General features: G+C 66.2%; 12 protein-coding genes. 3 read left to right on the top strand and 9 right to left on the bottom strand.

Translation table 11 applies throughout. The features are described 5' to 3' along the window. Positions 1 to 105: 105 nt before the first annotated feature. Positions 106 to 1,461, bottom strand: a complete 1,356-nt coding sequence (gene hisS / locus ACVWZ8_RS17575; protein ID WP_426978104.1) for a histidine--tRNA ligase — start codon at positions 1,459 to 1,461, stop codon at positions 106 to 108. Between the two features lie 258 nt (positions 1,462 to 1,719). Between hisS and ACVWZ8_RS17570 the strand changes: the two genes are divergently transcribed. The 3 genes from ACVWZ8_RS17570 to ACVWZ8_RS17560 all read left to right on the top strand — a co-directional run bounded on the left by ACVWZ8_RS17570 (position 1,720) and on the right by ACVWZ8_RS17560 (position 4,936). Then, positions 1,720 to 2,532 (top strand): peptidylprolyl isomerase, encoded by an 813-nt coding sequence (locus ACVWZ8_RS17570; RefSeq protein ID WP_426978105.1) that lies wholly within the window; start codon positions 1,720 to 1,722, stop codon positions 2,530 to 2,532. Positions 2,533 to 2,593: 61 nt separating this feature from the next. Next, on the top strand, positions 2,594 to 4,228 hold the full coding sequence (locus ACVWZ8_RS17565; RefSeq protein ID WP_426978106.1) for a DUF349 domain-containing protein: 1,635 nt from the start codon (positions 2,594 to 2,596) through the stop codon (positions 4,226 to 4,228). A 96-nt stretch (positions 4,229 to 4,324) separates the two neighbouring features. Further along, positions 4,325 to 4,936, top strand: coding sequence for a hypothetical protein (locus ACVWZ8_RS17560; RefSeq protein ID WP_456505346.1), 612 nt, complete (start codon positions 4,325 to 4,327; stop codon positions 4,934 to 4,936). On the opposite strand, the gene ACVWZ8_RS17555 is transcribed toward ACVWZ8_RS17560, so the two are convergent. The 8 genes from ACVWZ8_RS17555 to ACVWZ8_RS17520 all read right to left on the bottom strand — a co-directional run bounded on the left by ACVWZ8_RS17555 (position 4,933) and on the right by ACVWZ8_RS17520 (position 14,207). Beyond that, positions 4,933 to 7,326 (bottom strand): RelA/SpoT family protein, encoded by a 2,394-nt coding sequence (locus tag ACVWZ8_RS17555; RefSeq protein WP_456505345.1) that lies wholly within the window; start codon positions 7,324 to 7,326, stop codon positions 4,933 to 4,935. The two genes, ACVWZ8_RS17560 and ACVWZ8_RS17555, sit on opposite strands and share 4 nt — an antisense overlap. A 149-nt stretch (positions 7,327 to 7,475) precedes the next feature. Continuing rightward, on the bottom strand, positions 7,476 to 8,486 hold the full coding sequence (gene secF, locus ACVWZ8_RS17550) for a protein translocase subunit SecF (RefSeq protein WP_456505344.1): 1,011 nt from the start codon (positions 8,484 to 8,486) through the stop codon (positions 7,476 to 7,478). Next, positions 8,487 to 10,262 carry a protein translocase subunit SecD gene (gene secD, locus ACVWZ8_RS17545; RefSeq protein ID WP_456505343.1) on the bottom strand — a complete coding sequence of 592 codons (1,776 nt, stop codon included), beginning with the start codon at positions 10,260 to 10,262 and terminating at the stop codon, positions 8,487 to 8,489. Between the two features lie 106 nt (positions 10,263 to 10,368). Beyond that, complete coding sequence (gene yajC / locus ACVWZ8_RS17540; RefSeq protein ID WP_426978112.1) at positions 10,369 to 10,776, bottom strand: preprotein translocase subunit YajC; 408 nt, start codon at positions 10,774 to 10,776, stop codon at positions 10,369 to 10,371. 213 nt (positions 10,777 to 10,989) lie between these two features. After that, positions 10,990 to 12,102 (bottom strand): Holliday junction branch migration DNA helicase RuvB, encoded by a 1,113-nt coding sequence (ruvB, locus tag ACVWZ8_RS17535; RefSeq protein WP_426978114.1) that lies wholly within the window; start codon positions 12,100 to 12,102, stop codon positions 10,990 to 10,992. Next, positions 12,095 to 12,739, bottom strand: a complete 645-nt coding sequence (gene ruvA, locus ACVWZ8_RS17530) for a Holliday junction branch migration protein RuvA (RefSeq protein ID WP_426978116.1) — start codon at positions 12,737 to 12,739, stop codon at positions 12,095 to 12,097. Before ruvA ends, ruvB begins: the two co-directional genes overlap by 8 nt. A gap of 128 nt (positions 12,740 to 12,867) precedes the next feature. Continuing rightward, complete coding sequence (gene ruvC / locus ACVWZ8_RS17525) at positions 12,868 to 13,455, bottom strand: crossover junction endodeoxyribonuclease RuvC (RefSeq protein WP_426978118.1); 588 nt, start codon at positions 13,453 to 13,455, stop codon at positions 12,868 to 12,870. Further along, positions 13,452 to 14,207, bottom strand: a complete 756-nt coding sequence (locus ACVWZ8_RS17520; RefSeq protein ID WP_426978120.1) for a YebC/PmpR family DNA-binding transcriptional regulator — start codon at positions 14,205 to 14,207, stop codon at positions 13,452 to 13,454. Before ACVWZ8_RS17520 ends, ruvC begins: the two co-directional genes overlap by 4 nt. Positions 14,208 to 14,209 lie beyond the last annotated feature (2 nt).

Below are 14,209 nucleotides of genomic sequence, written 5' to 3'. Positions count from 1 at the left end.
CGGTCCCGTCCGAGTTTACCCGCTGGCCGGGGTTGTCCCGGAATGACAGCCGCCAGGCATGACTGCTGTCATTCCGGGACCAGCCCGGCCAGCGGGCAGGGGGTCCTAGGCTTTGGTGACCCGGACGTGCAGGTCGTCCTCGGCGGGGGCCCAGCTGGCCGGATCGGCGTCGGACTGTTCGCCGGAGCGGATGTCCTTGACCTGGTGCTTGCCGTCGTCATCGGTGAACCAGACAAACGGGATGCCGCGGTGGTCGGCAAACTTGATTTGCTTGCCGAATTTCTCGGCCTTCGCGGCGACCTCGGTGGCGATCCCCCGGCTGCGCAGCTGCGCGGCGACGTCCTGGGCCGCGCCCCAGCTGTCGTCGTTGGTGAGCGCCACGAGTACAGCGGTGGGCACGGAGCGCGAGGCTTTCGCGAGATCCTGGCTGAGGATCCGGGAGACCAGCCGGGTCACACCGATTGACAGTCCGACGCCGGGGAACTTGCGGTTGCCCTTGCTGGCCAGTGCGTCGTACCGGCCGCCGGAGCAGATCGAGCCGAGCTGTTCGTGGCCCACAAGGATGGTTTCCACCACGGTGCCGGTGTAATAGTCCAGGCCGCGGGCGATGCTGAGGTCCGCGACGACCCGGCCGGGGGCATGCTGAACGGCGGCCGCAATGACCTGTTCCAGCTCGTTCAGTCCTTCCTCCAGCAGTTCGCTGCTCACGCCCAGAGCCCGGACCTGCTCCACGAAGGACGTGTCCTCGGTGCGGATCGAGGCGAGCTTGAGCGCCAACTGTGCCTGCTCCTCGCTGGCGCCGAGTTCGGATTGCAGCAGCTCCGCCACCTTGGCGGGACCGATCTTCTCGAGCTTGTCGATGCTGCGCAGTACCCCGGCTGTGTCCATGAGCCCGATGCCGCTATAGAAGCCTTCGGCGAGCTTGCGGTTGTTGATCCGGAGCAGGAAATCCGGAATCGGCAGGGCGCCCAGGGCCTCGGCGATGACCAGGGCAATCTCGACGTCGTAGCGGAACGGCAGTTCGCCGTCGCCGACGATGTCGATGTCCGCCTGGGTGAACTCGCGGGCCCGGCCCTCCTGCGGGCGTTCGCCGCGCCAGACCTTCTGGATCTGGTAACGGCGGAAGGGGAAGGCGAGGTAGCCGGCGTTCTCCACGACGTAGCGGGCGAACGGCACCGTCAGGTCAAAGTGCAGGGCCAAGGCATGCGGATCACCCTTGCCCGCCCGGCTGTCCTGGTCCGCTTCGCCTTCCTCGTCCTGGAGCCGCCTCAGCCCGTAGACCTCTTTGTCGATCTCGCCCTTGCGCAGCAGCTGGCCCACCGTCTCCACGGCCCGGGTCTCGATCGAGGAGAAGCCATGGAGCTCAAAAGTCCGGCGCAGGGTATCCAACACATGGAGCTCCACCAGCCGTTCCTCGGGAAGCCACTCGGGGAATCCGGACAGGGAGGCGGTGCGTGCCATGGTGGAATTTTCTCCTCAGGTATCACCGGCCGGTTCGCTGGCGCCGCATCCCGGCCGAGACGGGTTGTCCGAAACGGCGAACAGATGGGCGGCAGACCGGCCAGTCGTGCATAAACTGTGTGCGGCAGTCAGTTTATGCTTTCGGCGCCGGCAACTCTAATGCGGCCGGGCACCACCGGGACTGCCGGCAGCTTTGCAGCTGAAACCGCGACGGCGCCACGGCCCGTCAAGGTTCCGGCCCGACAACCAGGAGGACTTTTGGCGGCCAGTTCACGGAGCGCCCGCGATGCCAAGCGGCGCGTCCAGCAGATGGAGGCGAAGCGCGGGCTTCGCCGGGAACAGGACAAGCGCCGGAAGCGCGACAACGTCCTCGCCGTTGGCGCGGGCACCGCGGCGGTGGCCCTCGCCCTCGTGCTCCAGCTGACGGTCTTCTCCTCCAACCCGACCGAGGAGGAATTCGCCGCCGCGCAGGCCGAACTGGCCTCACCGACCGCGACGCCGTCGGCCTCGGCCCCGGCCCCCGCCGGCAACGGCGAGAACATCCCCAAACCGGAGACCGCGGCCGGCAAGATCTTCACGGGCGAGCTCAAGCTCAATGCCGGGACGATGGGCGTCGAACTGGACGGCACCAAGGCACCGCAGGCTGCCGCCGTCTTCAAGTCCCTGGCGGACCAGAACTTCTACGCCGGCCTCAGCTGCCACCGGCTCACCACGGGCGAGACCTTCGGCGTGCTGCAGTGCGGCTCCAAATCCGGCGACGGCAGCGGCGATCCGGCCTACACCTGGGGTCCGCTGGAAAACACCCCGCCGGACAATGACTACCCGGCAGGCACCATCGCCGTGGCCAGGACGGGCGGGAACGCCAACGGCAACGGCACCCAGTTCTTCATTGTGTACAAAGACACCGTCATTCCGGCCGATGCTGCCGGTGGCTATACCGTCGTCGGCAAGGTGACGTCCGGACTCGACGTGGTTGCCGGGATCGCTGCCGCCGGCCTTAAACCGGGTGATAACGCCACCGACGGCGCACCTGTGGAACCAGTCACGATAGACTCGTTCTCACTGAAGTAACCAGCCGGGGCCCTTGCGGCCACGGTCCCGGTATTTCCCTCCAAGCGAAAGACTTCTAGCGGTGACAGACAGTCAGAAATCCGACGAAACAGTGTCAGCAGCAGCTGCCAACGAGACCGATGCCGAGGCAACGTCCGTAGGCCACGCCACTGGACACACCACAGCACAGGCGACAGACACTCCCCCGGACCCGGCAGCGGACACGGCAACAGAACCGCAGGTAACAGAGCCGCAGGCCGAGGTTCAGTCCGCCCCGGAAGCTCCCGAGGCAGCAGCACCAGCCGGGGAATCCGCCCCGGTCGCCGAAGCACCCGCCGCGGAAGCCGCCCCGGCTGCTGCGTCGCGCCCCGCGCCGTCCCCGGCGTCCTTCGCGGCCCGGCCCAAGGCAAAGCCTTCCCCGGCCGCTCCGGCCGCCGCACCGGCGTCGGTCTCCTCGGCGGCCTCGCTCGCCGAGGCCGCCCGCTGGGGCCGTGTCGAAGGCGACGGCCATGTCTTCCTGACCGTCGCCGGTGAGGAACACCCCGTCGGCCAGTACCCGGGCGTCAGCGATGACGAGGCCCTGGGCTATTTCGCCCGGAAGTACGACGACGTCGTCGCGCAGATTGTCCTGTTGGAACAGCGCGTCAGCTCCAAGGCAACCACCACGGACATGCAGAAGACCGTCACGCACCTGCGCGAGCAGCTTGCCGAGCGCAACATGGTGGGCGATCTCCGCGCCGCCGAGGCCCGCCTGGACGCCCTCGCCACGCAGATCAGCGAGCTCGAGAAGGCCGAGAAGGCCGAACACGACGCCGTCCGCGCCGCCGAACTGGCCGCCCGCGAAGCCATCGTGGCCGAAGCCGAGGAGATCGCCGGACACGACCCGGCGCAGATCCAGTGGAAGACTTCCAGCGCCCGGATGAACGAACTCTTCGAGGGCTGGAAGACGGCTCAGAAGAGCGGCGTCCGGCTCGGCCGGAGCAACGAGGACGCACTCTGGAAGCGCTTCCGGGCTGCCCGTACCGTCTTTGACCGGCACCGCCGCGCCTACTTCTCGCAGCTGGACAGCAACAACTCGGCAGCCAAGGCTGCCAAGGAGAACCTGATCGCCGAGGCGGAAGCTTTGTCCTCCTCGACCGACTGGGGCTTCGCAGCCGGCGAGTACCGCCGCCTCATGGACCAGTGGAAGGCCTCGCCCCGCGCCAGCCGCAAGGACGACGACGCCCTCTGGGCACGTTTCCGGGCCGCGCAGGATGTCTTCTTCACCCACCGCCAGGCAGCCAACGATGAGATCGATCAGGAATACGGCACGAACCTCGTGGTGAAGGAAGCCCTGCTGGTGGAAGCCAACGGGCTGCTGCCCGTCAAGGACCTCGCCGCCGCCAAGAAGGCACTCCAGTCCATCCGTGACCGCTGGGAAGAGGCCGGCAAGGTGCCGCGCGCCGATATGGGCCGCGTCGAAGCCGGGCTGCGGAAGGTGGAGGACGCCGTCCGCCAAGCCGAGGATGAGAACTGGAAACGGTCCAACCCGGAAACGAAGGCCCGCACCAACAGCGCGCTGAGCCAGCTTGAGTCCGCCATCGCCGGCCTCAAGGATGACCTTGCCAAGGCCGAGAAGGCAGGCGACGAGCGTAGGATCACGGTAGCCAAGGAAGCTCTCGAAGCCCGCCAGGCGTGGCTGGAACAGCTCGAGCGTTCAGCGAGCGAACTCTCCTAGCACCCCGGCTGGAATCTCGTCCAGGCCCCGTTTCGGTTATCCACATGACCGGGACGGGGCCTGTTTCGTGACCCGGACACCCGGCACGATTGCTGAATGGTCCACCCGCCCGGCGCTGATCCGGTTGCCCCTGTTGCTCTTCCGGCCGAACTGTACTCCCCCGGCACGCTCTTCTCGTGGCCGGAGCTGCAGGCCATGGCGGCCGACGGCGTCCTGACGCAGCTGTACCAGCGCGGCTACCTGCCGCCGGGCACCCGTGCGACCCCGCGGCTCCGGGCCCGCGCTCTCGCCACGATGATCCCGCCGCAGATCAGGCAGCGCGTGGTCGCAGGCAGGATGACGGCGGCCTGGGTTTACGGCTGCGCGCGGGAACCGGACCGCCTGGCGCTGCTGGTGGACGCCAACCGGAGACTTTCCAGCCTGAGATCCACGCGAGGCTGCACTTTCCATGAGGTGCGCCTGGGTCCGTTCGACGTCGTCAGCCTCGGCGGGCTGATGGTCTCCAGCCCGCTACGGACTGGCGTGGACATCGCCCTCCATGTGGAACCGGAACGGGCGCTGCCGGCCCTGAACGCGCTCCTGGCCCGGACTGAGCTGGGCGTGCGGCTGCGCCTGCTCCGGCTCGCCGTGGAAGCCACCCCGCGCGTGCCGCACAAAAAGGGGGCACTGGAGAAACTCGCTGCCCTGGAGAACGGGAAACCGCCCTAGCTGCGCCGCCGGTTCCCGGTGGTGCGGTAGACGTCAAAGACACCGTCGATCCGCCGGACCGCACTGAGCACGTGGCTCAGGTACTTGGGATCGCCCATTTCAAAGGCAAACTTGGAAATGGCCACCCGGTCCGTGGAGGTATGCACGCTCGCCGCCAGGATATTGACGTGGTTTTCCGACAGGATCCGCGTCACGTCCGAGAGCAGGGACTTGCGGTCCAAGGCCTCGACCTGGATTTCCACCAGGAACACGCTCGACTGCGTGGGCGCCCAGTCGACGTCGACGATCCGGTCCGGCTGGTCCATCAGGCCCGCGACGTTGGTGCAGTCGGTCCGGTGCACCGACACGCCCGAACCGCGCGTAACAAAGCCCAGAATCGGATCCGGCGGCACGGGTGTGCAGCACCGTGCCAGCTTCACCCAGACGTCGTCCACGCCGCGGACAACGACGCCGGAATCGGAGTACTTGGCTTTGCTGACCTGGGTGGGGATGGAGACCTCGGAGAGGTTATCGTCGGGCGTTTCCTTCCCGCCGAGGCTCTCGACAAGGCGTTCCATGACGGACTGGGCCGAGGTGTGGCCGTCGCCCACCCCGGCGTAGAGCCCGGAGATGTCCGCGTACTTGAAGTCCTCGGCGATTGCGGCGAGGGCGTCGTGCGTCATGAGCCGCTGCAGCGGGAGGTTCTGCTTGCGCATGGCCTTGGTCAGCAGTTCCTTGCCGCGGTCGATCGCCTCTTCGCGGCGTTCCTTGCTGAACCACTGCCGGATCTTGTTGCGGGCCCGGGCGCTCTTGACGAAGTGCTGCCAGTCCTGGCTGGGCCCGGCCCCTTCGGCCTTCGAGGTGAAAATCTCCACCCAGTCGCCGTGGTTCAGTTCGCTGTTGAGCGGCACCAGCTTGCCGTTGACCCGGGCACCGATGGTCCGGTGGCCCACCTCGGTATGCACGGCGTAGGCGAAGTCCACGGGTGTGGAGCCGGCGGGCAGGGCCATGACCTCGCCCTTGGGGGTGAAGACAAAAACCTCACGGGCGTTGATTTCAAAGCGCAACGAGTCCAGGAATTCGCCCGGATCGGAGGTCTCCTGCTGCCAGTCGACCAGGGAGCGGAGCCAGCCCATGTCGCCTTCGCGGGGGCTGCCCGGACCGGCTGCCGTGCGGTTCGGCTGGTCCTTGTACTTCCAGTGCGCGGCGACGCCATATTCGGCGCGGCGGTGCATCTCGTGCGTGCGGATCTGGATTTCGACCGGCTTGCCGCCCGGACCTATCACCGTGGTGTGCAGTGATTGGTACATGTTGAATTTGGGCATCGCGATATAGTCCTTGAACCGCCCCGGCAGGGGATTCCAGCGCGAGTGCATCGCGCCCAGGGCCGCGTAGCAGTCCCGGACAGAGTCGACGAGGACCCGGACGCCCATGAGGTCGTTGATGTCGTCAAAGTCTTTGTCCCGGACGATCATCTTCTGGTAGATCGAGTAGTAGTGCTTCGGCCGTCCGGTGATGGTGGCCTTGATCTTGGCCGCGCGCAGGTCCTCGGTGATCTGGTTGCGGATGACACTCAGGTTTTTCTCGCGCTCCGGGGTCCGGTCCCCCACCATGCGAACGATTTCCTCGTAGACCTTCGGGTAGAGGGCCGCGAAGGAGAGGTCCTCCAGTTCCCACTTGATCGTGTTCATGCCGAGCCGGTGGGCCAGCGGTGCAAAGATTTCCAGGGTTTCCCGGGCCTTCCGCGCCGAGGACTCGGCGGACACGAAGCGCCAGGTGCGGGCGTTGTGCAGCCGGTCAGCGAGTTTGATCATCAGCACCCGGATGTCTTTGGCCATCGCCACGACCATCTTGCGCACCGTTTCGGACTGGGCGGCCTCGCCGAAGCTGACCTTGTCCAGTTTCGTGACGCCATCAACCAGCATCGCGACTTCGGGCCCGAACTCGGCTTTGAGGTCCGCCAGGGTGTATGACGTGTCCTCGACCGTGTCATGCAGCAGTGCCGCGGCCAGCGTTGTGCCGCTGAGGCCCAGTTCGGCGAGGATCGTTGCCACCGCTACGGGGTGCGTGATGTACGGGTCGCCACTCTTACGTTTCTGCCCGCGATGGCAGCGCTCCGCCACGACGAAGGCACGCTGGATGAGGTCGAAGTCCTCTTTGGGGTTGTTGGCACGCACGGTGCGGAGCAGGGGCTCCAGGATGGGCGAGTAGGCCGGGGCACCGCGCCCTGTCAGCCGGGCGAGCCGGGAGCGGGTGCGTTCGCGGCGGCCGGGGAACGTGGGCCGCGCGCCCGAGCTGTCGACAGGGACAGACGGATCGGCGCCTACGGAAGCAACCACACCAGTCTGCGAACCCTGGCCGGTACCCTTGTCCGCTGGTGCTGCCGGCACCGGCGTCGAACGTTCTTCCAATGAAGCACCCCTCACAACCCGTTAATTATTCAAGTCTATTCCCGCGGCAGGATACTTCGATAACCGACCGGGATACGGCGACGGGCCGGAGAGCGTCACGGATGACGTTCTCCGGCCCGTCGGATCACACCGGGCGGACCGGCTGTAGGCTACGCCGTGGCCGGTGCGGAGGTTTTGGCCGCAGCCTCTGCCCGGCGCTGCTCCACGCGCTTGGCCTGCTTGACCAGCTCAGGTTCGTTCTGCCGCAGCCAGGCGTAGAGCGGCGCGGCGATGAAGATCGTCGCAGCCGTTCCGATCAGGATGCCAAAGAACAGCGCCAGCGAGAGGTCCCGCAGCGTTCCCGCCCCCAGCAGCCCGGCGCCGATGAAGAGGATTGCACCGACGGGAAGGATGGCCACCATCATCGTGTTGATGGAGCGGACCAGGGTCTGGTTGACGGCCAGGTTGACTTCCTCGCCGAAAGTCCGCCGGGTGGAAGCCTGCAGGTCCGCGGTGTTTTCACGGATCTTGTCGAATACCACCACGGTGTCGTAGAGCGAGTAGCTGAGCACAGTCAGGAAGCCGATGATGGCCGACGGCGTCACCTCGAAATCGCTGAGGGCGTAGACACCGGCGGTGATGAACATCGTCACGAGCATACCGGCGATGGCGGACAGTGACATCTTCCACGTGCGGAAGTACAGCGCCATCAGCACGGCGGCCAGGCCGACGAAGATCAGCAGTCCCAGCAGGGCCTGCTTGGTCACGTCTGCGCCCCAGGTGGGCCCGATGAACGTGGACGTCACCTCGTTCTCGGTCACGCCGTAGGCCTTCGTGAGGCCTTCTTTGATCTGCAGCGTCTCGTCGTCGGTGAGTTTGTCCGTCTGGATGCGCATCGTGCTGCCGGCGACATTCGCCACCCGCGGGATGCTGCCGGGGACAACGCCCTGGACGGCCTGCTCACCGGTAGTCGCGTCCGTGGTCTTCACATTGGAGACGGTGAATTCGGATCCGCCGCGGAACTCGATGCCGAGGTTGAAGCCGCCCTTGGCGACCGGGAGAAGGATCGAGAGCGCGACGGCGACCGCCGCGATCAGGAACCAGATCTTCTTGGAGCCGACGAAGTCGTACGAGCGCTTGCCCGTGTAAAGCTCGTTACCGAAATTGGCGAAGCTGGCCATTTACTTGCCCTCCTTTGAAGCGCTCTTGGAGGAACCGGCAAGCTGTCCCTGCTTTAGCTGTTCCTGACGTTCCGCGAGGCGGCGTTCTGCAATGGTCATGCGGCGCTCGGCTTCCGCCGCGGCGCCCGTGTTCTTGGCGCGGACCGCCACCGAGGGCTTGTCCTCCGGCGTGCGGATCCGGCCTGCACCCCGATACAGGGGCACGGCGCCGAGGCGCTTGGGGTCAAGTCCCGAGAACCGGTGGCCTTCACCGAAGAACCTGGTGCGGGACAGCACCTGCAGGGTCGGGTGGGTGAACATGAAGACGACGATCAGGTCAGCGATGGCGGTCAGGCCGAGGGTGAACGCGAAGCCGCGGACGTTGCCCACCGCCACGAAGTACAGCACGAGGGCGGCCAGGAGGTTGACTGCCTTGGATGCCAGGACGGTGCGCTTGGCACGTTTCCAGCCGTTCTGGACGGCCGAGACCAGGCCGCGGCCTTCACGGAGCTCATCGCGGATGCGTTCGAAGTAGACGATGAACGAGTCCGCCGTCTGGCCGATGGCGACGATGAGGCCTGCGACGCCGGCAAGGGATAGACGGTAGTTCTCCGTCCAGCCCAGGATCGCGATGGCCAGGTAGGTCAGCGCACCGGCCACCACGAGGGAGGCTACGGTGACGAAGCCGAGCGCCCGGTACTGGAACAGCGAGTAGACGACCACCAGCAGCAGGCCAATCAGGCCTGCCAGCATGCCCATGCGGAGCTGCTCACCGCCGAGGGTTGCCGAAATCTGCTGCTCGCTCTGGATCTCAAAGCTGATCGGCAGGGCGCCGAAACGCAGCTGGTCCGAGAGGGCCTTCGCGGACTTCTCCGTAAACCCGCCGGTGATCTGCGGGCGGCCGTCGGTAATGACGGCTAGGGAACGCGGCGCCGAAATGACCTGGTCATCGAGGACGATTGCGAACTGGGCCTTCGGATCCGAGCCGCCCTGGCCGCCGCCGGCGACGTAGAACTTGTACAGGCGCTCGGTGACTTCCTTGAACTTGGCCGTGCCCTGGTCGTCGAACTGGATGTTGACGGCCCACTCGTTGGTCACGGCGCCCTGGGCACCGCGCTGGAGCTGGAAGGTCGAACCCTTGATGTTCGAGCCCTTCACTTCAACCGGGCCAAGGACGTACTTGATGGCCGGCGAGTTGGCCGACGCCGGCTCGCAGGTGACCAGCGGCTTGGCCGGGTCGGAGCGTTCCTGCTTGTCCTGGGAGGGGTTGTCGCAGTCGAGCGTCTCAAATTTCTTGTAGACCTCAGGGGTGATCCAGTTCTCGTCACTGCTGTTGGCAGGCTCGGCCGTAGGCTTGGGCAGCTTGTCGTCCGGGGTCAGGGACGCCGCGGGAACTGCTGCGCCGGGGCCGGCCTGAAGGACCGGCCGGAAATTCATGTCGGCAGAGGCCTGGATCAGCGCACGGGTTTCCTTGGAAGGCGTGCCCGGAAGGCTGACCACGACGTTGCGGCCGGACTGCGTGCTGATTTCAGCTTCCGCAACGCCCGAGCCGTCCACGCGCTGGCGGATGATCGCCACGGCCTGGTTGAGCTGTTCTTCGTTGATGTCCGAGCCGCCCTCCACCTTGGGCGCCAGGATCATCTGGGTGCCGCCTTCAAGGTCCAGGGCGAGCTTGGGAGCCCAGCTCGCCTGGCCGGCAATCGTGCCGCCCGCCAGGACGGCAGTCAGGACGGCGAGAATTACGCCAAGCCAGACCAGCACCCTGAGGGCTGTGTTTTTGGGGCCAGTACGTGCCATTGTCGATCTTTCTATTATTTACGGAGGAACCGCCGGTGCGGGCCCGGAGGCCCGCACCGGCGGATGCCCGCAACCGTTACTTCGCGGGATAGCTCAGATAGGCAGACTAGCTGTCTTTCTTGCCTTCGTCATTGAGGCGGCGCAGAGTTTCATCAGGAGTTTCATTGCGGGGCGCTTCATTGACAGGAGCGGCACTGTCCGCCTTTTCAGTGGTCAGCGAGGAAGCGTCGTCGGGAATAACCGCCGGCTCCTCGGTTGCGACAACCGGCTCAACAATCTTGGTGACGGCCTGACGGTGCACGGTGGCGGTGTTTCCCGGGGAGAGTTCGAGCAGGACCTTGTTCTCTTCCTCATCGATTTCGACGATGCGGCCGTACAGGCCGAAACTCGTCATCACCTCGACGCCGGGGCCGAATTTCGACTGGAGCTGCGCCTGCTGCTGCTGCGTCTTCTTGTTCCGGCGGAACATCATGAAGACGAAGACGCCGAGCATGACGAACAGGAGAATTGTCATTGGATCCAAGGGGAAATTCCATTCTTTTACTTGCCTAGCTGGGTTTCAGCAACGTCCGCTTCGCTCCGGGCCGCCTGGCAAAATGCCTGGCAGTGAACCTGCCAGAAAACCATACCCGGCCAGGAGCGGCCAGATGCGCGCCGCCCACAGAAACAAAGACCCGAACGTGCCGAGCGTCATTCCAGTCTAAAGGGAAAAGGTCACGGGGCGGTGTTATTGACTGTTACGGATCCATTCCGGATCCGCTTCCTCACCCAGTTCTTCAACGTTTTCATCACCGGGGTCGGTGGCCCGGAACAACTCCAGGGGGTCCTGCGCGAAGACTCCGGCCGGCACGGCAAAGCCGAGGTGGGTCCAGGCCGGTGCCAGGGCAATCCGGCCCCGGGGTGTCCGCCCCAGCAGCCCCTCCCGGACGAGGTACGGCTCGGCCACGGTTTCCACGGTCTCCGTTTCCTCACCGACGGCGATCGCGAGGGTGGACAGGCCTACCGGTCCGCCGCCGAACTTCGTGATGAGCGCTTCGAGGACGGCACGGTCCAGCCGGTCCAGGCCGCGCTTGTCCACCTCGTACATGTCCAGCGCGGCGGAGGCTGCCCGGGCATCGATCTGCTCGATACCGTGCACCAGTGCCCAGTCGCGCACACGCCGCAGGAGCCGGTTGGCGATGCGGGGGGTGCCCCGGGAGCGTCCGGCAATCTCGCTGAAACCGGCGGAATTGACCTTGAGGTCCAGCAGCCCGGCAGAGCGCCGCAGCACCAGTTCGAGTTCCTCGACGGAGTAGAACTCGAGGTGTCCGGTGAAGCCGAAGCGGTCGCGGAGCGGCCCGGGCAGGAGGCCGGCGCGGGTAGTGGCGCCCACCAGGGTGAAAGGCGGCAGTTCGAGCGGGATGGCAGTGGCGCCGGCACCCTTGCCGACGACGATGTCGACGCGGAAGTCTTCCATCGCCATATAGAGCATTTCCTCGGCCGGCCGGGACATCCGGTGGATCTCGTCGAGGAAAAGGACCTCGCCCTCCGAGAGGGAGGACAGGATCGCGGCGAGGTCGCCGGCGTGCTGGATGGCAGGACCGCTGCTGATCCGCAGCGGGGCGTTCATTTCGGCCGCGATGATCATCGAAAGCGTGGTCTTGCCCAGCCCGGGAGGTCCGGAGAGCAGCACGTGGTCGGCGCTGCGTCCGCGCATGCGGGAGGCCTCCAGCACCAGGGAGAGCTGCTTGCGGACCCGGTGCTGGCCGACGAAGTCGTGCAGGTTCTTGGGCCGGAGCGCGGCCTCGATGACCCGCTCCTCCGGCTCCTCTCCCCCGGCGACGAGCGACGGCTCAGCCACGGGCGCCTACCCTGTTCCCGGCGCGGGCGCCGTCCTGGCCCAGCCAGCGGAGGGTGGCGCGAAGGATTTCCGCCACGTTGCCCTTGTCTGCCAGCTCGGGGGAATCCGCCAGGGATTTGTCGATGCTGGCGGTGGCGTCCTTTTCGGACCAGCCGAGGCTCGTCATGGCAGCGACGACCTGCGGCTTCCAGACCGCTTCCGCGGATACTGCCGGGGCCGTGGCGCCTGCGGTCCCGTGCGGCACCAGCTTGCCGGCCAGTTCCAGCACGATGCGCCCGGCGACCTTAGGCCCGATCCCGGGCACCTTGGTGAAGGACTTGCCATCGCCGGAGTGGGCGGCGACGCGGATGGCCTCGGGTTCGTGCACGGCCAGCACCGCCAACGCCAGCCGGGGCCCGACGCCGCTGACACTGAGCAGGACGTCAAACACCTCGCGTTCGTCGTCGCTGCCGAAACCGAACAGGGTGAGGGAGTCCTCCCTGACGATCAACGACGTGAAGAGCTTCCCCTCCTCACCCACCCGCAGGCTGCTGAGGGTCTGCGGTGTGGCGTTCACGCTCATACCGGCGCCGTTGAGGTCGATCACTGCCGAGGACAGGCCGACGTGCGCTACGGTTCCGCGGAGAAAACTGATCAAAGCCGGGCTCCTGGGTTTACAGCGAAAATACAGCTGACAATATAGCTGACAATATAAACCGGAAGAACCGGCTATCCGAACATATCTACGAATACCCTACCAAGCTCCACGCCGGCACAGTCGGACATTCAACGCGCACGGCGCGCTTTGGCCTCGGCGTCCGCCCAGGCACGCTGGGCCGGGGTCAACGACTGGCCGCCCGGTCCTGTGCTGACTGCGCCCTTGTTGGAAGTTCCGCTGCCGGCCCGCCACGCATGGGTGATGGCAAGCGCCAGGGCGTCGGCGGCGTCGGCCGGCCGCGGAGGGGCGTCAAGGCGGAGAATCTTCGTGACCAGTTTGGTGACGGCGTCCTTGTTGGACGTGCCGCTGCCGGTAACCGCGGCCTTGACCTCCGACGGCGTGTGCAGCGCCACCGGGATGCCGCGGCGTGCGGCCGCGGCGATCACCACACCGGAGGCCTGCGCGACCCCCATCACGGTGCTGACGTTGAGTTGGGAGAAGACGCGCTCGACGGCGAGGACGTGCGGTTCGTACTTGTCCAGCCAGTCATCGATCGAGGTGGCGATGACCAGCAGCCGCTGGTCGAGGCTTTCCTCCGGAGAGGTTCCGACGACGCCGAAGGCCACCATGGTGGCACGGCGGTTCTTCTCAACGTCCACGACGCCGATCCCGCAGCGGGTGAGGCCCGGATCGACGCCGAGGACGCGAAGGGTCACTCGGCTTCCAGTGCGGCCTGCACTTCGTCGCTGAGGTCGGCGTTGCTGTAGACGTTCTGGACGTCGTCGAGTTCCTCGAGGGCGTCCACGAGCTTCATGAATTTCTTGGCGGCGTCGAGGTCCAGCGGCACCTCCATCGACGGCACGAACTCGGCCTCATCGGTGTCGTACTCGATCCCGGCTTCCTTGAGGGCATCCCGGATGGCCTGGAGGTCGGTCGGCTCGGAGTGGATCTCGAAGCTGTCGCCGTTGTCCTTGACTTCCTCAGCGCCGGCGTCGAGGACGGCCATCAGCACGTCGTCTTCGCTCAGGCCGTTCTTCGGCAGGGACACGACGCCCTTGCGGGAGAAGAGGTAGCTGACCGAACCGGGATCGGCGATGGTGCCGCCGTTGCGGGAGATGGCGAGGCGGACTTCCGAGGCGGCGCGGTTCTTGTTGTCCGTGAGGCACTCGATCAGCAGCGCCGAGCCCTGCGGGCCGCGGCATTCGTACATGATTTCGGTGTAGTCCACGACTTCGCCGGTGAGGCCGGCGCCGCGCTTGATGGCGCGGTCGATGTTGTCAGCGGGGACCGAGGTCTTCTTGGCCTTGGTGACCGCCAACTCCAGGCTGGGGTTGCCGGCGAGGTCCGGTCCGCCCATGCGCGCTGCAACTTCGATGTTCTTGATCAGCTTGGCGAACGACTTGGCCCGGCGGCTGTCGAGGATGGCCTTTTTATGCTTGGTCGTCGCCCATTTGGAGTGGCCTGACATGC

This window comes from Arthrobacter sp. UYCu723 (assembly GCF_054059215.1).
The sequence above is the reverse complement of the archived record's forward strand: the minus strand, read 5'-3'. Positions and strand labels throughout refer to the sequence as shown.

What these genes read in the sequence shown, in the direction of transcription:
- ACVWZ8_RS17520 (WP_426978120.1), bottom strand. Translation starts at nt 14,207, where the DNA reads ATGTCAGGCCACTCCAAATGGGCGACGACCAAGCATAAAAAGGCCATC.
- hisS (WP_426978104.1), bottom strand. Translation starts at nt 1,461, where the DNA reads ATGGCACGCACCGCCTCCCTGTCCGGATTCCCCGAGTGGCTTCCCGAG.
- yajC (WP_426978112.1), bottom strand. Translation starts at nt 10,776, where the DNA reads ATGACAATTCTCCTGTTCGTCATGCTCGGCGTCTTCGTCTTCATGATG.
- ACVWZ8_RS17560 (WP_456505346.1), top strand. Translation starts at nt 4,325, where the DNA reads ATGGTCCACCCGCCCGGCGCTGATCCGGTTGCCCCTGTTGCTCTTCCG.
- secF (WP_456505344.1), bottom strand. Translation starts at nt 8,486, where the DNA reads ATGGCCAGCTTCGCCAATTTCGGTAACGAGCTTTACACGGGCAAGCGC.
- secD (WP_456505343.1), bottom strand. Translation starts at nt 10,262, where the DNA reads ATGGCACGTACTGGCCCCAAAAACACAGCCCTCAGGGTGCTGGTCTGG.